The organism is Pseudomonas sp. Cab53 (assembly GCF_018325965.1).
Taxonomy (GTDB): domain Bacteria; phylum Pseudomonadota; class Gammaproteobacteria; order Pseudomonadales; family Pseudomonadaceae; genus Aquipseudomonas; species Aquipseudomonas chlororaphis_E.
On sequence record NZ_AP021902.1, the window covers coordinates 4252201 to 4270631 of the forward strand.

Annotated in this window: 2 protein-coding genes (1 of these 2 running past the window's edge); both read right to left on the bottom strand. The window is 66.9% G+C overall.

The window, feature by feature from the left end:
- Positions 1–15045: a non-ribosomal peptide synthase/polyketide synthase gene (locus KI241_RS18475; protein ID WP_212802851.1), complete on the bottom strand. Its 15045-nt coding sequence runs from the start codon at positions 15043–15045 to the stop codon at positions 1–3.
- A protein-coding gene (locus tag KI241_RS18480) for a non-ribosomal peptide synthase/polyketide synthase (protein WP_212802852.1) crosses the window boundary here: on the bottom strand, positions 15045–18431 show its end. 8967 nt of this gene lie beyond the right edge of the window; the window shows 3387 of its 12354 coding nt (coding positions 8968–12354); its start codon lies beyond the right edge, outside the window; it ends in the stop codon at positions 15045–15047. Before KI241_RS18480 ends, KI241_RS18475 begins: the two co-directional genes overlap by 1 nt.

Below are 18431 nucleotides of genomic sequence, written 5' to 3' on the forward strand. Positions count from 1 at the left end.
TCAGGACAAGACTTCTGATTCAACGATCTCGGCAAGGATTTCTTCAGCCCTGGCCAGGAATCGTTCATCCCGGGGAATCTGGAAGTGACCGCAGTCGATCCGCTCACCCTGCACCGGCTGCCCCACCTGCGCAGCCAGTTCCAGCCCTTCGGCTTCGCGCCCCGGCGTCCACCAGCACGTCGGCTCCACCGCCACCGTCGGGCACCGGTCCAGTTGCAGCGACAGGTGCTTGAGGTGGCGGGCGACGCAAAAGACATGGGCCAGCTCATCGGCACCCAAGGCCAGGTAGGTGGAGGCAACGCCCTCGCCGGCCATCGCCGTCGCCAGCAACGCGCGCAGATTCGTCGCCGTTTCCTCGCCCTCGATCAACTGCGGCAACCTGGCGTCGGGCAACGTCACCCGCACGAAATCCCGCAGGTCGGCGCGCCAGTCATCCACTGCGTGGCGATCCACCGCGGCCGAAGGCACGAAGCTGTCGACCAGGCCGACGAACTCGACCTGCTGCCCTTCGCGCTCCAGTTGCGCGGCCATCAACAAGGCCAGGGTGCCACCCAGGGACCAACCCAGCAGCGAATACGGCCCTTGCGGTTGCCGTGCGCGGATCTGGGCCACGTAGGCGCTGGCCATCGCCGGCAGCGATGCGTCGCGCCACGCCGGATCCAGCAGCATCGCCGACTGCACCGCCAGCACCTGGCGCACACCGCTCAAGCGCCGCGCCAGCGGTTCATAGTCGAACACCGTGCCAAACCCGGCATGGATGCAGAACAGCGGTGCCGTGCCCCGCACCTCGGCGTTCATCGCCAACACAGTGGAAGGCGTCGAGGCTTGGCCCTGCAAACCCGCCACCAACTGGGCGATGGTCGGTTTCTGCATCAGGTCGCGCAGCTTAAGGTTCAAGCCCTGGGCCTTGAGCCCCCGACTGCGGGCCACCACTTGCAGGCTGAGGATCGAGTCACCGCCCAGTTCGAAGAAGTGATCGGTCACCCCGACCCGCTCGACTTTCAGCACGTCCTGCCAGATGTCCACCAGGGCTTTTTCAAGCGCGCTGTCCGGTGCCACGTAGCCCTGGCGCGCCGGATCGGCACCCGGCGCCGGCAGTGCCTTGCGGTCGAGCTTGCCGTTGGGTGTCAGCGGCAGGCGTTCGAGCAGCATCAGGTGGGCCGGCACCATGTAGTCCGGCAGGCTCGCCTTGAGCTGTTCGCGCAGGCCCTCGCACCACTCCCCGGCCGATGTCGAATCGACGGGCAGCACGTAGCCGACCAATTGCTTGCCGCTGGCGCCGTCACGCGCCACCACCGCCGCGTCACGCACCCCTGGCAGTTGCTTGAGGCGGGCCTCGATTTCCCCCGGTTCGATACGGAAGCCCCGGATCTTCACTTGCTGGTCGATACGGCCCAGGTAGTCAAGGGTGCCATCCTCGCGTTGTCGCACCAGGTCGCCGGTGCGATACAGGCGGGCACCGGCGCCGCCGAATGGATCGGCGACAAAGCGTTCGGCCGTGCCGCCGGCGCGCCCCAGGTAACCTCGGGCCAACGCCCCGCCCAGGTACAGCTCGCCCGCCACGCCGACCGGCAGGCGATTGAGGTCGTGGTCCAGCACGTAGCCACAACGCTGGCCGACGAGCGTGCCGATGGGCGCATACGCCGCGCCGCACGTCTGCTCGGCGCCCGCCTTCCAGATCAGCGGCGTGACCACGGTTTCGGTCGGACCGTAGCCGTTGATGATGTAGCGCGGCTTGAGGGCCCGCCTGGCCAGCTCGAAACTCGCTTGCGGCACGGCATCGCCGCCGAAGCAGTAGACCCGCACCGGCGGCGGGTTGCCCTGTTGCTCGGCGTGCTCGGCCAGTTGCTGCAAATACACCGGCGGGAACGCCGCCACCGTCACGCCATGCTCATGCAAGGCGTTGAAGGTCTGCTCGGCAGTCCAGAGGCTGTCATCGCGAATCAGCAACCGCGCACCATGGGTCAACGGGGTCAGCCAGCGCTCATGGGCACCGTCGAAGGCGAACGACATGAAGTGCAACTCGCAATCGGCCGTGCTCATTTCATAACGCTGGCCGATGGCCTGGCAGTGCATCGCCAGGGCACCATGGCCCACGCCCACGCCCTTGGGCAAACCGGTGGAGCCGGAGGTGTAGATCACGTAGGCAAGGTTTTCCGGCTGCACCGTCACCTGGGGCGCCGTGCCCGGCAGGTCGTCGAGGTTCAGACGGTCCAGCGCCAGCACATGAAGATTGGCCCGAGTCGGCAATACGGCGTCCAGGCGCGAGTCGCTGAGCAACAGGGCAATGCCCGAATCGTCCATCAGGTAACTCAGGCGCTCCCGTGGATAAGTGGCGTCCAGCGGCACGTAGGCACCGCCCGCCTTGAGCACCGCCAGCAAGGCGACAATCATCTGCTCGCTGCGGGGTAAGGCCACGCCGACCCGCACGTCCGGCCCGACCCCTTCGGCTATCAGGGCGTGGGCCAGGCGATTGGCCCGGGCCTCGATCTGGCCGTAGCTGAACCGCTGGCCGTCGAAGATGACCGCCGTCTGCTCACTGTCGCGGGCAGCCCATTGGCCGATGCGCACGTGCACCGGCACTGGCACTGGCACCAGCGATGGCTCGGCCGCCGGGGCCGCCAGTGCCTGCCCGGTGTCCAGGCCGAGACGGCCCAGGGGCCGTGCGGCGTCCTCGCACAGCGCCGCCAACAGCCCTTCCATGTTGGCGCGGATGCCTTCCACCGTGGCCCGGTCGAAATGCTCGCGCAGGAACATGTATTCGATCACCAGCCCGTCTTCGAGGGTGACCATCAGGTCCATCGGGAAGTTGGTCAGGCCGGCAGCGCTGCTCTCGCCAAACTTCAACGAGTCATCGCGCCACTCGCGTAGCGCCTGGTCGATGGGGTGGTTCTCGAACACGATGATGCTGTCGAACAGCGATTGCCCGGCGCGCCCGGCCCAGCGCTGGACGTCGGTCAGCGGCGTGTATTCGCGCTCGCGCATGTCCAGGTTGTAGTCCTGCAGGTCCCGCAACCACGGCCCCACCGGTTGCTCGGCGCACACCTGCTTGATCACCGGCAGGGTGTTGATGAACAACCCCAGGATCGATTCCGACGCCGGCAGGCTGGCGGGACGGCCGGCCACCGTGGCACCGAACGCCACGCAACGCTGGCCGCTGTAGCGACTGAGCAGCACCAGCCAGGCGCCTTGCACCAGGGTATTGAGGGTGACTTGCTGGTCCCTGGCAAACGCTTTGAGCTGTTCGGTCCGGGCTTCGCCCAGGCGGCTGTAGAGCGCTTCATGCCCCCTGCCCTGCCCTTCTTCTTTGCGCGGCACGGCGTCGGCCAGGTAGGTCGGTTCGTCGAGCTCGGCCAGGTGCCGGCGCCAGAAACGTTCCCCGCCGCTGGCATCCTGCTGGGCGAGCCAGTTGATGTAGTGACGGTACGGCACCGCCTCGGGCAGATCGCGCCCCGAGTAGAGGCTGAGCACCTCACCGATCAACTGCGAACTGCTCCAGCCGTCGATCAGGATGTGGTGATAGGTCCAGATCAGTTGATAGCTGTCCGCACCGATCCGCACCAGCAGCAGGCGCTGCAACGGTGGGCGATCCAGGTCGAAGCCCCGGGCCCGTTCACGGTCGGCCAGGTGTTGCAGGGCTTGGGCCGAAACGTCCTGCTCGCGCCAGTCCAGCAGGCTGATGGGCAACGGCGCATCGGCGAGGACGAACTGCAACGGCTCGGCCATGTCCTGCCAGAGAAAACCGCTGCGCAGGATGTCATGACGCCGGCTCACCGCCTCCCAGGCAGCCTGGAAACGCGCCGGTTCCAGGCCTTGGACCGGGATGCTCAACTGGTTGATATACAGGTCGGCTTCCGGCGAATTCAAGCCGAGGAACAACATGCCCTGTTGCATCGGGGACAGACGGTACAACCCGTCCAACTGCCCTCGCGGCAGCGGCAACTGGCGCACCTGCTGCTCGGTCAGGCCGTGCAGCGGCATGTCCACCAGGGCGCTGGCCGCCGAAGTGACAGGTTCCGCCGACATGACCCGCTCGGCCAGTTGGCGGACGGTGGGGTGCTGGAAGATGTCTTTCGGGCTCAGGTCGATGCCCTGTTCACGGGCGCGGCTGACCACCTGGATCGAGATGATCGAGTCGGCGCCCAGATTGAAGAAATTATCCGTGACGCCAACGGATTCGACGCCCAACACGCCCTGCCAGATCTGCACCAGCGTGCGCTCGGTGGCATTGGCTGGCGCCACGTGCTCTGCGGCGGCCGGCTCCAGGGCCGGCAGGCGCTTGCGGTCGAGCTTGCCGTTGGGGCTCAGCGGCATCTGCGCCAGCCATACGCGGTGTGCCGGGACCATGTAGTCCGGCAGGCTTTCCCCCAGCCAGGCGTCGAGTTGCCCATTGAGTGGGGGATGGCGTGCCGGCTCGGCCGGATCGACGGCCACCAGGTAGGCCACCAGTTGCTGGCTGCCCGCTACGTCACACGCCACGACGACCGCTTCACGCACTGCCGCATGGGCCATCAGCCGCGCCTCGATTTCCCCCAGCTCAATGCGCAGGCCGCGCAACTTGACCTGATGGTCGATGCGACCGACGTACTCTATCACCCCGTCGGCGCGATACCGCGCCAGGTCACCGGTGCGGTACAGACGCTGGCCGCCGCCCAACGGGCTGGCGACAAAACGCTCGGCGCTCAGGCCCGGGCGACGGTGGTAACCCCTGGCCAGGCCCACGCCGCCCAGGTACAACTCGCCGGCCACGCCGACCGGCAACGGGTTCAGGCCGCTGTCGAGGATATGGGTCGACAGGTTGGCAATCGGCTGGCCGATGGGCACGCTGTCGCGGCCTTCTTCGCGGCAGGTCCAATGGGTGACGTCGATGGCCGCCTCGGTCGGGCCGTACAGGTTGTACAACCCGGCCCCCGGCAGCTTGGCGAACACCTGCACCTGCACCTGCACCGGCAGTGCCTCACCGCTGCAAACGATGCGGGTCAGGCTGGTGCAACGCTGGACGTCGGCAGCCTGCAAGAACGCCTGGAGCATCGACGGCACGAAGTGCAGCGTGCTGACCTGCTCGCGCTCGATCAACTCGATCAGCCGCGCCGGATCCCGATGAGCGCCGGGCGCCGCGACCACCAGCCGCGCACCGACCATCAGCGGCCAGAAGAACTCCCACACCGAGACGTCGAAACTGAACGGGGTCTTCTGCAAGACCGTGTCCGCCGGCGTCAGCCCGTAGGCCTGTTGCATCCACACCAACCGATTGACCAGCGCCCGGTGGGCATTGCCGGCGCCCTTGGGCTGGCCGGTGGAACCGGAGGTGTAGATCACGTAGGCCAGGTTCTCCGGCTGCACCGCCACCTCGGGGTTCGCCCTCGGGTAGGCGTCGAAGGCCTCGCCCGCGGGTGTCAGGCACAGGCTTGGCAAGCCCTGGGGCAGCGGCAAGGCGCCGAGCACCTGCGGCTGGGTCAGCAGCAGGCCGATGCCGCTGTCCTGGATCATGTAGCCGAGCCGCTCACGCGGGTACTCCGGGTCCAGCGGCACATAGGCGCCGCCGGCCTTGAGGATCCCCAGCAGGCCGACCACCATTTCCAGGCTGCGCTCCATCGCGATGCCGACCAGCGTGTCCGGCCCGACCTGACGCTCGATCAGCGCGTGGGCCAGTTGGTTGGCCCGTTCGTTGAGCTGGCGGTAGTCCAGTGCCTGGTCGCCGAACACCAGGGCAATGGCGTCGGGCGTGCGCAGGGCCTGGGCCTCGATCAGACGGTGCACGCCCTGGTCCAGGGCGAACGGCTGGGCAGTGGCGTTCCACTGTTCGATCACTTGCACCTGCGCACTGTCCAGCAACGCCAGTTCGCCCAGGGTCGTCTCGGCCGACTGGGTCATTTGCCGCAGCAGGTTGCCCAACAGGCTGCTCAACTGCTCGACCACGCCCTCGGCGAACGCTTCGCGTCGATAGCTGTACTGCAACGCCAGGGTCTCACCGGCGTTGACCACCACGGTCAGCGGGTAGTTGGTCTGTTCGTGATTCTGGATGTGGCTGAAGCGCAGTTGCCCGGGGGCGCCCTGCTCCAGCGCCTGGGACACCGGGTAGTTCTCGAACACCAGGATGTTGTCGAACAACGCCTCACCGTTCTGGCCGGCCCAGCGCTGGATGTCGAACAACGGCGTGTGCTCATGTTCACGCAGCGCCAGGTTCTGCGCCTGGACACTCTGCAACCACTGGCCCACGGTCTGCGCCGGCAGCGGGCTGGCGATCACCGGCAAGGTGTTGATGAACAGGCCAATCTGCTGCTCGACCCCGGCCAGTTCGGTCGGACGGCCGGCCACGGTGGCACCGAACGCCACGGTCTGCTGCCCGGTCAGGCGTTGCAGCAACAACAGCCACGCGGCCTGGACCAAGGTGTTGAGGGTGACCTTCTGCTGGCGGGCGAACTCACTCAACAGGCGCGTCTGCAGCGCATCGATCAGTTGATGACGCTCGCCATGGCCCTCACGCGGCTGATCGTCGGCGGGCCGCTGGATCGCGTGGGCCAGGCGTGTCGGCTCTTGCAGATCGGCCAGTTGGCTGGACCACCAGGCCTGGCTGAGCTGCGGATCCTGGCGCTGCAACCAGTCGATGTAGTCGCGATAGCGCCCCGCCGTGGCTGGCACCGGCTGGCCGGCGTAGCGCTGCAACACTTCGCCCAGCAGTTGGGAGTTGCTCCAACCGTCCATCAGGATGTGGTGGTTGGTGTAGATCAGGTGGCAACGCCGCTCATCCAGTTGCACCACCGTCATGCGCAGCAGCGGTCCCTGGGTCAGGTCGAAGCCCCGGGCCTGTTCGGCCTCGGCCAGTGCGTCGAGGCCGGCGTGGGTGTCGCTGCGCTCACGCCAGTCGAGCACGGTGAACGGCATCGCCAGTTGCTTGTGCACCACTTGCACGGCCCGCTCCAGCCCTTGCCAGACGAAGCTGGTGCGCAGGATGTCGTGGCCCTCCACGGCGGCCTGCCAGGCCTGCTGGAAGCGTTGCGGGTCCAGGCCTTCGACGTCGAGGCGCACCTGGTTGATGTAGTCGCCGGCGGCGTGTTCATAGAGGCTGTGGAACAGCATGCCCTGCTGCATCGCCGACAGCGGGTAGACATCGACCACCTGCCGCGCCGGCATCGGCAACCCGTCGAGCTGCGCCTGGGTCAGGCCGGCCAGGGGGAAGTCCGACGGCGTCAGGCCGACGCTGCCAGGCTCCACGCAATGGCCGATCAACAGCGCCAGCTCCTGGGCGTACTCGTCCGCCAGGCGTTCGAGGGTCGCAGGGTGGAAGCGCTCGCGACTGAAGTTCCAGGCAATGCTCAGTTCACCGCCATAGACTTGGCCGTTGAGGGTCAGCCAGTTGCCCATCGGCGCATCGGCGCTCTGGTCGAGGCCGGCGTTTTCCTGGGCCGGGGTGAACAACGCGCCGTCATCGCCGGCGAAACTGCCGTCGAACTGGCCGAGGTAGTTGAAGGTGATGCGCGGCGTGGGCAGGTTGGCAAAAGCTTGCCGGGTGGACGCATCGCCGAAGTGGCGCAGCACGCCAAAGCCGATGCCCTTGTTCGGGATCGAGCGCAACTGTTCCTTGATCTGCTTGATCGATTCGCCCGGCCCATCCAGCGGGGTCAGGCACACCGGGAACAGGCTGGTGAACCAGCCCACTGTGCGCGTCAGGTCGATGTCGTCGAACAGCGCTTCTCGGCCGTGGCCCTCCAGTTGGATCAGCACCGAAGGTTGCCCGGTCCAGCGCCCGATCACCCGCGCCAGCGCGGTCAACAGCAGGTCGTTGACCTGGGTGCGGTAGGCGCTCGGCGCCTCTTGCAGCAGTTGGCGGGTCAGGTTCGCATCGAGGCGAGTCATGACCGTGGCTTGCAGCCGGTTCTGCTGGCCGGCGTCGAGACGCTCGCACGGCAGGTCGTTGCCGCAGGCACCCAGGCCGTCCAGCCAGTACGCCCGCTCCTGCTGCAACGCCGGGCTGGCGGCGTAGCGCTGCAACCGTTCGCTCCAGTCCTTGAAGGCATGGGTCTTGACCGGCAGTTTCAAGGCTTGGCCCTGGTGCACCTGTTGATAAGCGTTTTGCAGGTCTTCCAGCAGAATGCGCCAGGACACGCCGTCCACCACCAGGTGATGAATCACCAGCAACAGACGCTGGCTGCCGTCGGCAAGGTTGGCCAGCACCGCCCGCAGCAGCGGGCCGTCTTGCAGGTCAAGGCTGCGCTGGGCCCGGTTGCCCAACGTTTCCAGTTCCGCGCTGTCGGCCACGTCGGCCTGCCACAGCCAATCGTCGGATGGCTGCTCAAGGGGTCGATACACCGCCACCCAGCCGGATGGCTGCTGGGTAAAGCCCAGGCGCAGCGCGTCGTGGTGATTGACCAGGGCACGCAGCACCTGTTCGAGCTTGTCCGCCTCCAGGGCGATGCGAGGCTTGAGCAGCACCGACTGGTTCCAGTGATGACGCGTGGGGATCGCCTCGTCGAAGAATTGCTGCTGGATCGGCAGCAGCAACGCCGGCCCCTCGACCGGTTGCTGGTCAATCCCGGCCTGATCGTCCTCCAGCGTCGCCACCAGGGCCAGGCGCCGCACGCTCTGGTGCTGGAACAGGTCTTTGGGGCTGAGGCGAATACCGGCCTGGCGGGCACGGCTGACCACCTGGATCGAGATGATCGAGTCGCCGCCCAGCTCGAAGAAGTTGTCGTCCAGGCCCACTTGCGGCCGTTTCAACACCTCTTGCCAGAGGCTTGCCAGACGCTGCTCCAGCTCGCTTTGCGGGGCCTGGTAAGCCTGCGTCACGGTGCCGGTGTCCGGCGACGGCAATGCATTGCGGTTGAGCTTGCCGTTGGCGGTCAGCGGCAGTTGCTCCAGCAGCACCAGGTGCGCCGGCAGCATGTGCTCGGGCAAGGTCGCCCGGAGTTCGGCGCGCACTGCATCGCGCCACTGGCCTTGGCGCGACGGGTCGCCCGCCAAGGTGGCGTCGGTCGGCACTAGGTAGGCCACCAACTGCGGCCCGCTCAGGCCGGGTACCGCCAGCACGGCCGCGGCACGGATCGACGCCAATGCCAGGAGCCGGGCTTCGATTTCCCCCAGTTCGATGCGGAAGCCGCGGATCTTCACCTGATGGTCGATACGCCCGACGTATTCGATCATGCCATCGGCGCGGCAGCGCGCCAGGTCGCCGGTGCGATACAGCCGGCCACCCTCGCCGCCGAACGGGTCGGGGACAAAGCGCAGGCAGGTCAGGTCGGCACGGTTCAGGTAGCCCCGCGCCAGGCCCGCGCGGCCGATGTACAACTCGCCGATGCACCCGGCGGCCACCGGGTTCAGGTCGCCGTCGAGCAAGTACCACGACAGGTCGCCAATCGGCTCGCCGATCGGGCTGCTGACGTCGCGCTGCAAATCGGCTTCGCCCAGCGGACGGTAGGTCACGTGGACCGTGGTCTCGGTGATGCCGTACATGTTGATCAGTCGCGGCGCGCGGTCGCCGAAGCGCTCGAACCATGGCCGCAGGTGCTTGACGTCCAGCGCCTCGCCGCCGAACACCACATAACGCAGCGCCAGGGCTTGCGCATCCGTGGCTGAGGCGCAAGCCACCTGCATCAGCGGCTTGAACGCCGACGGGGTCTGGTTCAGCACGGTGACGCCTTCGCGGCAGAGCAAGGCATGAAACTCTTCCGGCGAACGGCTGGTGTCGTACGGCACCACCACCAACCGGCCGCCGTACAGCAACGCACCGAAGATTTCCCAGACCGAGAAGTCGAACGCAAAGGAATGGAACAGGGTCCAGACGTCATGTGCGCCAAACTCGAACCACTGCGCGGTGGCCTCGAACAACCGCAGCACATTGTGATGAGCCAGCAACGTGCCCTTCGGCTGCCCGGTGGAACCGGAGGTGTAGATCACGTAGGCCAGGTTGTCCGCAGACATGGCCACGCCCGGGTTGGCGTCGCTGTAGCCGAGCGGGTCCTCATCCACCCGCAGGCAGCGCACGCTGTCGGGCACCGGCAAACGGTCGAGCACCTGGGCCTGGGTCACCAGCAGCCCGATCCCGCTGTCGGCGATCATGTAGGCCAGGCGTTCCTCGGGGTAGCTGGGGTCCAGCGGCACATAGGCGCCGCCGGCCTTGAGGATGGCCAACAGCCCCACCACCAGTTCCAGGCCGCGCGCCATGCCCAGCCCGACGCGCACGTCCGGCCCGACACCGGCCTCGATCAGCCGATGGGCCAGGCGATTGGCCCGGGCGTTGAGCTGGTGATAGCTCAGGTGCTGGTCCAAATGACTCAACGCAATGGCGTCGGGGGCTCGCAGGGCCTGGGCCTCGATCCGCTGGTGCAGGCATTCATGGCTCGGGAAATCCGCCCGTTGCGGGTTCCACAGGCCCAACATGGCCTGCTGTTCGGCAGCATCGAGCAGCGGCACCTGGCTGATGCGTTGTCCACAGTCGGCGACCAGCGCCTGGAGCAGGTTCGTCCAGTGCCGGCCCATGCGTTCGATGGTCGCGGCCTCGAACAGGTCGGTGGCGTAAGTCAGTTCGGCCCAGAGCTGGTCCGCCGATTCGTAGGTGTCCAGGGTCAGGTCGAACTTGGCGGTGTCGCTGTCCCAGGTCAGGGCCTGGACATCGACGTGCGCCAATTGCGCCACCGAACCGCGGGGCTGGCGCGCCTGGTGGTTGTGCAACACCTGGAACAGCGGACTGTGGCTGAGGCTGCGCTCCGGTTGCAGCGCGTCCACCAGTTGTTCGAACGGCAAGTCCTGGTGGGCCTGGGCCCCGAGCACGTTGTCGCGCACCTGCTGCAACAGGCTACGCAGGCTTTGCTGGCTGTCGATGTCGGCCTTGAGCACCTGGGTGTTGACGAAGAAGCCGATCAGCCCTTCGGTTTCGACCCGGTTACGGTTGGCCACGGGCACGCCAACGCGAATGTCGGCCTGGCCGCTGTAGCGATGCAACAGGGTCTGGAACGCCGCCAGCAACACCACGAACAAGGTGACGTTTTCCCGCTGGGCCAGTTGCTTGAGGTCGGCGGCCAGGGAGGCACTCAAGGGCACTTGCAAGCGTGCGCCGCGATGGCTTTGTTCGGCCGGTCGCGGCCGGTCGGTGGGCAATTCCAGCAACGGTGGGTTATCACCCAGGCGTTGGGTCCAGTAGCTCAACTGACGCTCGCGCTCACCGGCGTCCATCCAATGTCGCTGCCACGCGGCATAGTCGGCGTACTGCACCGCCAGCGCTGCCGAAGCCGGTGCCTGGCCGGTGCTGAAGGCAGCGTAGGTGTCCATCAGCTCATCGACCATGACCTGCATCGACCAGCCATCGGAGACGATGTGGTGCTGGGTCAGCACCAGCACGTGGTCCTCAGCCGCCAGACGCATCAGCGTGACCCGCATCAGCGGGCCCTGGTGCAGATCGAACAGGCCGCGGGTTTCTTCCGCCACCCGCATCAAGAGCGCCGCGTCGTCGAGGTCGGCGGGCAACGTCTGCACAGTGATGTCCAGCGAAGCAACAGGGTCGACGGTCTGCCACGCCTGCCCATCGTGCTCGACGAAGCGCGTGCGCAAGGATTCGTGACGGGCCAGCAGCGCATCGAAACTGCGCTGCAACGCCGGCAGGTCCAGCGCCCCGCGCAGGCGCAACGCCGCCGGGATGTGATAGGCGGTGCTAGTGGGCTCCAGTTGCCAGAGAAACCATTGGCGCTCCTGGGCATACGACAACGGCATCAACGGCTGTCGCGGCAACGCCACCAGCGGCGGCTCCCGATGCGCTTGCTCCACGCCCAGGGCCGCGACGAAATCCCTGAGCACGCTGTGTTCGAACAAGGTGCGCAGCGGCACCTGGACCTTCAACGCCTGGCGCACCCGGGTCATCACCTGGGTGACCAGCAACGAGTGGCCACCGAGTTCGAAGAAGTGGTCGTCCAAGCCCACCCGCTCAAGCTTGAGCACGTCTTGCCAGATGCCGGCCACGATGTGCTGGGTGGCGCTGCGGGGGGCCGCGTAAGTGCCTTGCGACGGGCTGGCTTGCGGGGCCGGCAGCGCCTTGCGATCGACCTTGCCGTTGGGGGTCAGCGGCAGGTTCGCGAGGAACACCAGGTGCGCCGGAACCATGTATTCCGGCAACTGCGCCTTCAACGCGGCCTTGATGTCGTTGCGCAGCGCCTGTTGGTTTTGCGCATCCGGCATGGCCTGGTCACGGGGCACCACATAGCCCACCAGTTGCGCACCGGTCGCCCCTTCGTGGGCCACCACCACGCTTTCACGCACCTGGGCGAGGGCCAGCAGCGCCGCCTCGATTTCGCCCAGTTCGATGCGCAGGCCACGGATCTTCACCTGATGGTCGATGCGGCCGATGTACTCGACCACGCCTTCGGCCCGATACCGGGTCAGGTCACCGGTGCGGTACAGGCGCGCGCCGGTGCGGGAGAATGGGTCCGGCACGAAGCGCTCCGCCGTCAGGGCCGGGCGCTGGAAATAGCCGCGGGCCAGGCCGTCGCCGCCGATCAGCAACTCACCGGGAGCGCCGGGCGGGTTGAGCGCCAGATCGCTGCCGACGACGTACAGCGCGGTGTTGTCCAGGGGGGTGCCGAGGAACGGCCGGCTGTTGTCCAGGCTCAGCGGATGCACGGCCGACCAGATCGTGGTCTCGGTCGGGCCGTAGAGGTTCCAGACCTTCGGCGACAGGGCCAGCAGCCGTTGCGCCAACGCCAGCGGCAAGGCTTCGCCGCCGCACAGCAAGGTGCGTCCGGCCAGTCGTGCCGCGTGTTCATGGTCCAGCAACATGCGCCAGCTCGATGGCGTGGCTTGCAGCACCGTCACAGCGTGGCGCTCGACCAGCGCCAGCACCGCTTGCGGGTCCTGGTGAACATGCTGCCCGGTCAACACGACGCAGGCCCCGGCGGACAACGGCCCGTAGATTTCCAGGCCAAAGATATCGAACGAAAACGTCGTCAGCGACAGCATGCGGTCGCTGGCGTCCAGGCCCGGCCGGGCGATCATGCTGCTGATGAAGTTGCCCAGCGCGCCATGGCGCACCATCACGCCCTTGGGCTTGCCGGTGGAGCCGGAGGTGTAGATCACGTAGGCCAGGTGCTCGGCATTCAGCGACACTACCGGACAGGTGTGCGGAGCCTGCTGCAACGCCGCGTCGGGCTGGTCGAGCAACAACGTCGGCAAGCCAGCCGGAATCGGCAGCACGCCTTGCAGGCGGGCCTGGGTCAACAGCAACCGCAAGCCACTGTCCTCGATCATGTAGGCCAGGCGATCCTCGGGGTACGCCGGGTCCAGGGGCACGTAGGCGCCCCCGGCCTTGAGGATCGCCAGCAGGCCGACAATCATCTCGGCGCTGCGCTCCACCGCGATGCCCACCGGCTGGTCGGGCGTCACGCCCAGCGCAATCAGCCGATGGGCGAGCTGGTTGGCGCGCGCCTCCAGTTGGCCGTAGGTCAGGACCTGCTCTTCGACGATCAAGGCGACCGCCTCCGGCGTGCGGCGTGCCTGTTCGGCGATGCGCTGGTGCACGCAGACCGCGTCGCCATGCTCGACCGTGCGCAACCAGTCCTGCCGGGCCACTTGCTGCTGGGCCGCATCGAGCAGCGGCAGTTCGCCGATGCGTTGCTGCGGCGTCTCGACGATGCCGCGCAACAGGTTCAGCCAGTGCCCGGCCAGACGCTCGATGGTCCGGGCGTCGAACAGGTCGGTGGCATAGGTCAGTTCAGCGGCAACGCCTTGCTCGGTTTCATAGGTGCCCAGGGTCAGGTCGAACTGAGCGGTGCGCCCTTCCCACACCAGGTCCTCGATGCTCAGTTGCGGCAGTTGTCGTTGCCGGGCCTGTTCTGCGCTGGCGCTCTGGTGGTTGAACATGACCTGGAAGATCGGGCTGTGGCTGAGGCTGCGCTCCGGTTGCAGGGCTTCGATCAATTGCTCGAACGGCAGGTCCTGGTGCGCCTGGGCGGCCAGGGCCGACTGCTTGACCTGGTCGAGCAGCCGGTCGAACGGCAACTGCCCGTCGACCTCGGCACTGAGCACCTGGGTGTTGACGAAGAAACCGATCAGGCCTTCGGTCTCGACCCGGTTGCGGTTGGCCACCGGCACGCCGACGCGAATCTGCGACTGGCCGCTGTAGCGGTGCAGCAGTGCCTGGAACGAGGCCAGCAGCACCATGAACAGGCTGGCCCCTTCGCGCTGGGCCAACTGCTTGAGGGCCGCGCCCAGCGCGGGTGGCAGGTTCAGGTCCAGGCGGGCGCCGCGAAAGCTTTGCACGGGCGGGCGCGGCCGATCGAGGGGCAGCTCCAGTACAGGTTGTTCACCACCCAGGGTCTCGACCCAGTAGGCCAGTTGCCGCTCACGCTCACCGGCCTCGAGCCAGTGCCGCTGCCAGATCGCGTAGTCGGCGTATTGCACCGGCAGTTCCGGCAACGCCAGGGCCGCATCGGCACCGTCGGCGGCCGTGAGGAACGCATAGTGGCGCACCAGTTCATCCACCAGCACCTGCATCGACCAGCCATCGGAGATGATGTGATGCTGGATCAACACCAGCACATGGTCATCCTCGCCGACTTCCAACAGCGACACCCGCAGCAACGGCCCCTGGCGCAGATCGAAGGGACGCGCGGTTTCATCTTCGACGAACGCCTTGATGCGCTCGTCCTCGCTGGCCGGCGCACCGCCCGCCAATGACTCGATCGCAATGCGCAGCGACAGGTGCGGGTGGATCACCTGCACGGTCTGCTCGCCGTGTTCGATGAAGGTGGTGCGCAGGCTCTCGTGGCGCTCGACCACGGCGTTGAAGCTGCGCTCCAGGGCCGGCACGTCGAGGCGGCCCTTGAGGCGCAAGGCCGTGGGGATGTGATACGCCGGGCTGTGGGGGTCCATCTGCCACAGGAACCACTGGCGCTCCTGGGCGTAGGACAGCGCGATGTGCTCGAACCCGGAACGCACCTCGGGAATCGGCAGGTTGGCCGGCGAGACGCCCTCTTCGAGCATCTTCTCCAGGTACAGCCTGCGTTTGTCCAGCGGCAGAGTGATAAAGCGCTTGGCAATCCTCAAAGCAACACTCTTGTCCATCAGACTTCCTCCATTTCATCAAGCAGGGCTTCCAGCTTGTTCAGTTTCTGTTCATTGATTGGCCCGTCCGCGGTGTCCAGTTGCGCGACAAACGCCTTGAGGACGGGGTGCTGGAAAATCAGTTGGGGGGTCAGGCTCAGCCCCAGTTCGAGGGCCATGCGCGAGACGGCATTGACCGCCAGTAGCGAATGGCCGCCCAGCTCGAAGAAGTGGTCGTCGCGGCCGACACGCTCCACCGTGAGCACCTGGGCCCAGATCGCGGCCACCTGCTGTTCGAGTGCGCTGGCCGGCGCGACATAACCGGCCTGGGACAGGCCAGCGTCCACCGCCGGCAGCGCCTTGCGGTCGAGCTTGCCGTTGGGGGTCAGGGGCAGTTGGTCGAGGAACAGCAGGTGGGCCGGGATCATGTAGTCGGGCAAATGCGCCTTGAGGCCGGCCTTGAGTTGATCGCGCAAGCTGCGCGCCTGCTCGCTGGCGTCCCGGTCGAGTGCCGGGACGACCACGTAGGCCACCAGTTGCGGGCCGCCCGGAGCGTCCTGGGCCAACACCGCCACTTCGCGCACCTGGGGTTGCTGCAACAGCCGCGCTTCGATTTCCCCCAGCTCGATGCGGAACCCGCGGATCTTCACCTGATGGTCGATACGACCCTGGTATTCAAGCACGCCATCGACGCGATAACGGCACAGGTCGCCGGTGCGATACAACCGCTCGCCCGCAGTGGAAAACGGATGGGGCACGTACTTCTCTGCGGTCAGCGCCGCCCGACCCAGGTAACCCCGGGTGATGCCGGCACCGCTGAGGTACAGTTCCGCCGAAACACCTTGGGGCACCGCTTGCAGGTCGGCATCCAGCAGGTAACTGGCGGTGTGCTTGAGCGGTCGGCCGATGTTCGCCGTGCCACCGACAGTGCGCCGGGTCCAGGTGGAATAGGTGGTGTCCTCAGAGGGGCCGTAGAGGTCGTAGACATGCTCAAGGGTCGGCGACTCATACAGCGCCTCCACCAGGTTTTGCTTCAGCGGCTCTCCCGCCAGGTTGATGATCCGCACACCGGCCGGAATCCCGCCGCTGCGCTGCAACGCGGCGATGGCCGACGGCACCGTGTTGATCAGGCGTACCTGATCCCGGGCCGGCAGTTGCGGCAGCTCCAGCGCATTGCGGGCGATGATCAGCGAACCGCCGTTGGCGAGGGTCACGAACAGCTCCCACACCGACAAGTCGAAGCACACCGAGGTGGACGCCAGCACGCCCTGGATATCTTCGCGGCGGTACACCGCGCGCGACCAATCGATCAGCGCCAACACGTTGCGATGGGCGATCGCCACGCCTTTGGGCAGGCCGGTGGAACCGCTGGTGTAGATCACGTAGGCCAGGTTGTCCGGGGTCACGCCGGTGCAGGGGGCAGCAAGTGAATAACTGTCCAGGTCGAGACGATCGAGCATCAACACCGCCGTCGCCTCAGGCACCGATAAGGTCGCCGCCACCGCCTGTTCGGTCAGCAGCACCCGCGCACGGCTGTCGTCGAGCATGTAGGCCACCCGCTCGGCCGGGTAATCCGGATCGAGAGGCACGTAAGCACCGCCGGCCTTGAGCACCGCCAGCAAGGCGATCAGCAACTGCTCGGAACGCGGCATCGCCACGCCGACCCGGACTTCCGGGCCAACGCCCAATTCGATGAGCTTGTGGGCCAGGCGATTGGCGCGACCATCCAGCTCGCTGTAGCTCAGTGTTGTGTGGGCGAAGGTCACGGCCAAGGCATCCGGCGTGGCTGCCGCTTGACGGGCGATCACCTGGTGAATGCACAGGCTGTGCTCGAACGACCCGTCGACCGGGTTCCAGTCGTGGATCAGGCGCTGGTACTCGTCGGCTTCGAGCAGTGTCAGCTCAGCCAGCCGGCGCTCGCCGCCATCGACCATCTGCGCCAACAGTTGCGCCAGGTGCGCGGCCAGTCGCGTGACGGCGGCCGGCTCGAAACTCGAGCGCTGGTAACTCAGGTGCACCGACAGTTGCCGCTCCAGGCTCACCAACAGCGTCAACGGGTAGCTGGTTTGCTCCCGGGTGGCCGCCGGGCCGAAGCGCAAGCCGTCCGGGGCGCCCTGTTCCAGGGCCTGGGCAATCGGGTAATTCTCGAACACCAGCAGGCTGTCGAACAACGCCTCACCGCCCTGCCCGGCCCAGCGCTGGATGTCCAGCAACGCCGTGTGCTCGAATTCGCGCAGGGCCAGGTTCTGCTCTTGCACCGCGTGCAGCCAACTGTCCAGGGTCTGCTCGGCCCGTGGGCTGGCGATCACCGGCAGGGTGTTGATAAACAGGCCGATCTGCTGCTCGATGCCGGGCAACTGCGCCGCACGCCCGGCCACGGTGGCGCCGAAGGCCACGGTGTCCTTGCCGGTGTAACGCTGCAACAGCAGCAGCCAGGCGGCCTGCACCAGTGTATTGACGGTGACTTTCGAGGCGCGGGCAAAGGCCTCCAGGCGCCGGGTCAGCGCTTCGTCCAGGCCATGCACGTGATCGCCATACCCCGTCTCATCCATCGCCGGTTTTGCCAGCACCTCGGCCAGCCGGGTCGGCGTCTCCAGGCGGCGCAGGGCCGGCGTCCAGAACGCCTCGCTGGCCGTCACGGCCTGGCGTTGCAGCCAGGCGATGTAATCGCGGTAGCGGCTGACCGGCACGGGCACGTCCTGGCCGCTGTAGCGTTGCAGCACTTCGCCGAGCAATTGCGAGTTGCTCCAGCCGTCCATGAGGATGTGGTGATGGCTGTAGATCAGGTGATAGCGCTGTGCGTCGAGGCGCACGATCGCCAGCCGCAGCAGCGCCGGCGCGCCCAGGTCCAGTTGCCGGCGTTCGGCCTCGGCCAGGGCCGCCACGGTTTCATCGCGCTGCGGATCGTTGCGCAAGTCGTGCAGGCAGTAAGGCAATGCCAGGTGTTTGCTGACCACCTGCACCGGATCAGGCAGGTCGCCTTGCCAGACGAAACGCGTGCGCAGGATGTCATGGGCGTCCACTGCCGCCTGCCATGCCTGGTGGAAGCGGTCCGGGTCCAGGCCTTCGACGTCCAGGCGCAACTGGTTGATGTAGGCGCCGCTGGCCTGGCCATAGACGCTGTGGAACAGCATGCCCTGTTGCATCGGCGACAACGGATAGAGGTCGGCGATCTGCGCCGCCGCCATCGGCAGGCCGTCCAGTTGTCGCTGGTCCAGGCGAGCCAGCGGGAAGTCCGACGGCGTGACGCCGCCATGGGTGCCGTCACAGCAATGCTCGATCAGCCCTTGCAGCTCCCGGGCGTAGTCATCGGCCAGGGCCTGCACGGTGGCCGCGTCGAACTGCTCGCGGCTGAAGGTCCAGCCCAGGTTCAGTTCGCCGCCGAACACCTGGCCGTTGAGGGCAAG